This window comes from Candidatus Proelusimicrobium excrementi (genome assembly GCF_937881865.1).
Lineage (GTDB): Bacteria > Elusimicrobiota > Elusimicrobia > Elusimicrobiales > Elusimicrobiaceae > Proelusimicrobium > Proelusimicrobium excrementi.
Genome location: NZ_CALGEO010000118.1, coordinates 1 through 3350, shown reverse-complemented (window position 1 = coordinate 3350; position 3350 = coordinate 1). Strand labels below are relative to the sequence as shown.

Genomic DNA, 3350 nt, shown 5'->3' with positions numbered 1-3350 from the left:
TGCCGGTTCTCCGGGTGGTAGCACTGAATAAAGTCCAACAGATCTGCATCGGTCATAGGATGCTGCTTAAGGGTAAAGTGGATATTAGTTCTGAAATCGTAGATCCAGATATCCTTTGTCTGCATTTCTGGACTTGCAGGCTTCTTATCAAAGAAAATAACATTTGCTTTTACGCCTTGCGCATAAAAAATACCCGTCGGCAAACGTAAAATAGTATGCAAGTTAAATTCGTTTAACAGGCGTTTGCGGACTTTCTCCCCCGCGCCGCCTTCAAAAAGCACATTATCCGGCACGACTACAGCGGCATAACCGGGAGTATTTAAAATCGTCATAATATGCTGCAAAAAATTGATTTGCTTGTTGGATGTCGTAGCAATAAAATCAGCCCGCTCATAGTTATCTTTTTCTTTTTTTAATGAACCGTCTTCGCCCACTATAGTGGTAGAACTTTTTTTGCCAAACGGCGGATTGGTTAAACACATATCATAACGTTTTGAGCCGGCGCTTAAAAGAGAGTCTTTTTCCTCAATCGGGCATTTACCTTCGCCAATACCATGCAGATAGAGGTTCATCGCGCACAAGTTGACTACCAGCGGCGTAATATCATTACCGTGGAGTTTATTAGCGCGAAGCTCCTTTAAAATATGGGAATCCCGCGTCTGCTTCTTCATATAATCATACGCAGCCAATAAAAAACCGCCCGTCCCGCACGCAGGATCCACTACCGACATTTCCGGCGTGGGGCGCATTACCTCTACCATCGCGCGGATTAATGGGCGGGGCGTAAAATACTGGCCGGCGCCGGCTTTTGTTTCGGTAGCGTTCTTTTGCAAAAGGCCCTCGTAAATAGCGCCTTTTACGTCCATATCCAAGGCAAGCCAAGTTTCTTTATTGATAAGGGAAATCAGTTGTTTAAGTTTGGCAGGCTCGGTAATTTCGTTTTTCGCACGGCGAAAAATAGTGCCAATTATGCCGGATTCTTTAGATAACGCTTCCAAAGCTTTTGAATAATGCTGTTCTAGCTCCGCTCCGTTTAAAGATAAGAGGGTATGCCAACGATAAGAGGCCGGCACGATAGAACCTTCATTGAGCAAAGTTGCACGTTCATGGTCCATTTTTAAGAAAAGTAGATACGTCAGCTGACGGACATAGTCTGTATAGCTAAGCCCGGCATCTTTCATAATAGTGGCATAGTTCCAAATTTTAGTAATTAAAGAGGCTTCGGTCATTTTGATTTTCCTTTATGTTTTTTAATTTGGCTGAGATCTACGGGTTCATCGTTAGGGTCTTGCGGGACAAGGTTCCCCTCAAAGGCCTGTTTTAAAATACTTTGCTTAAGTTGTTGTGCCTGCTCCAAGGCTGCAGAGATTGCTTTTTCGGCCTTATCTGCCGCCGCAAACGCCGTTTCTATTTTAGCGACAATGGCTTTTTGTTCGGGCAAAGAGGGCAAATTAATCTGTATATTTTGGATTTCTTTGCGCACCAATTCAACCTGGTTAGTAGAGCCGGACTGCATCTTCTCAATTTTTCGCTGTATAAATGGGGATTGAATATAGAAAAATAAAAAATGCGGATTTATTTTTGTAACATCCGCCCGTACGATAGTCACATGACTATCTACAACAGCATCTGTTAACTCCGTTCCTTGGTACAAATAGGCACGCCCTATCGTTCCTGTACCTGTTGAATTCCACAAAATATCCATAGGCTGAACATGGCGTTCACGAATCCACGATCCAAATTGAATAGGATCAATAAATTTCAAATATTGTATTTGCAATTCTTTCCAGCGAATACATTTTTGGTTAATCACTGGTAGTGCGCTATATGTAATATATTTTGGGGACTTACCTCTTTGAATATATCTACACAGAGCATTCAAAGAATTCTGATTCCAAACTGTTGTTTTATGCAATTTACCGGAAAAAGCCTGTTGTAAAACACTTTGGCGATATTGGGCAAGGTGTTCTTTAGTTTCGTTTAAAGATTTAACGGTTTTATCAATAACGGCAAACAGTTCTTCAATCTTTTTCACAATCCGCTTTTGTTCCGCCATAGGCGGAACGGGGATTGTAGACTTCGCCAAATACTGATAATGCCTTGCATACCCTCGATCAGGCAAGATAACCGCTTGCAAGAAATAGAAAAGAAGTTTTGGGATAAAAAAGGATTTAGCCCTAAAAATTTTTACTCCATCAGCACCGGGAACAAAAGAAAAATCTACATATTTAAACACGCGAGTATGATCACCAAAAATAATCACGGGTATACTCGTGATTACTCCGTTTTCATTATTCGTATATCCACTGATATAATCCCGCCCTTGATCTATAACAGGATATAGTCCTCGCTCCAGATATTTTTTAGAGGGAATTTTATTTCCAATAGAAACATTATTAATAACATCTTTTACTGAAAATGTTTTCCATGAATAGGGAGCAATTCTATTTACCATATGCGTTTTTTTGTTGTTTTAAATGTTTATAAATGCTTTGCCTAACATCACTAGCAAACTTAATAGAGGTTTGCTCTTCATTTGTAAATTCTTTTATTTTATTTAGTGGTAACTTATCATGGCCTTCGTTATATTTTTTTGCGATTTCTAATGTTTTATGAAATGTACAAATGGTATAAGAAATTCCTTCTATAACGAATCTGATTTTTGCTTTCAAAACTTTTATATGTTCTGATGTCAATTGATTGGAAAGAACAAGGACCTGCAATGGTGACAAACTATTATTTAACATTTGGATTTCTTCATAATAATTAGCTAATGAGGTTTTAGTAAAGACTAATCCTTTAATAAAATCTTCATCATCAGCTACAAAAAGTAGTTCATTCACATTTAATGGAAAGTCAATTTGATATTCGGAAATAGGGCTTAGAATATATTGGTGTTCACTTTCAGATAGTGACTGGGCTTGCAAAAATTTCTCTACGATTCCTAACCTTATTTGCAAATGTTGTAATAACTCAATAAATGCCTTAATATGGGTATATAAAAAAATATTTAGGTAATTTAATTGCCAAGTTTTATTTTCCCTGTCTTTTTGTTGTTCTTCTTGCTTTGCCCTTTTCTCAATTCCTTGCTGAGTTTTTTCTGTCCACTTATATGCAAGCCAAGCTCCCGCAAAAGTAGAAATAATAGTAGCAAATATCTCATTAATATTTAAATTCTTAAAAAAAGAAATGACTTCTACCATATTCTATTCCTCTCCGTTTGCGCCGATAAGGGCGTTGTTTAAGTCCGTAAGCAACAGGGGGAGAGAAAGCGGGGTAGTAAATACTTGGCGGGCTTTTAACAAACCGCCTTTGTCGCTTAGCGTTTCCTGCACGTCTTTTTCCGTCAT

3 protein-coding genes are annotated in these 3350 nt (G+C 38.6%); all 3 read right to left on the bottom strand.

Annotated features, from left to right (window positions below):
* Positions 1–1229, bottom strand: a 1229-nt coding sequence (locus ACQY26_RS05565; protein WP_428048157.1) for a type I restriction-modification system subunit M, incomplete at its 3' end; no start/stop codon positions are given.
* Complete coding sequence (locus ACQY26_RS05560; protein ID WP_428048156.1) at positions 1226–2455, bottom strand: restriction endonuclease subunit S; 1230 nt, start codon at positions 2453–2455, stop codon at positions 1226–1228. The genes ACQY26_RS05560 and ACQY26_RS05565, both read right to left, overlap by 4 nt.
* Positions 2445–3203 carry a hypothetical protein gene (locus tag ACQY26_RS05555; protein ID WP_428048155.1) on the bottom strand — a complete coding sequence of 253 codons (759 nt, stop codon included), beginning with the start codon at positions 3201–3203 and terminating at the stop codon, positions 2445–2447. The genes ACQY26_RS05560 and ACQY26_RS05555 overlap by 11 nt, the downstream gene beginning before the upstream one ends.
* Positions 3204–3350 lie beyond the last annotated feature (147 nt).

Excerpts from the sequence above, each read along its gene's own strand:
- ACQY26_RS05560 (WP_428048156.1), bottom strand. The coding sequence starts at position 2,455 with ATGGTAAATAGAATTGCTCCCTATTCATGGAAAACATTTTCAGTAAAA.
- ACQY26_RS05555 (WP_428048155.1), bottom strand. The coding sequence starts at position 3,203 with ATGGTAGAAGTCATTTCTTTTTTTAAGAATTTAAATATTAATGAGATA.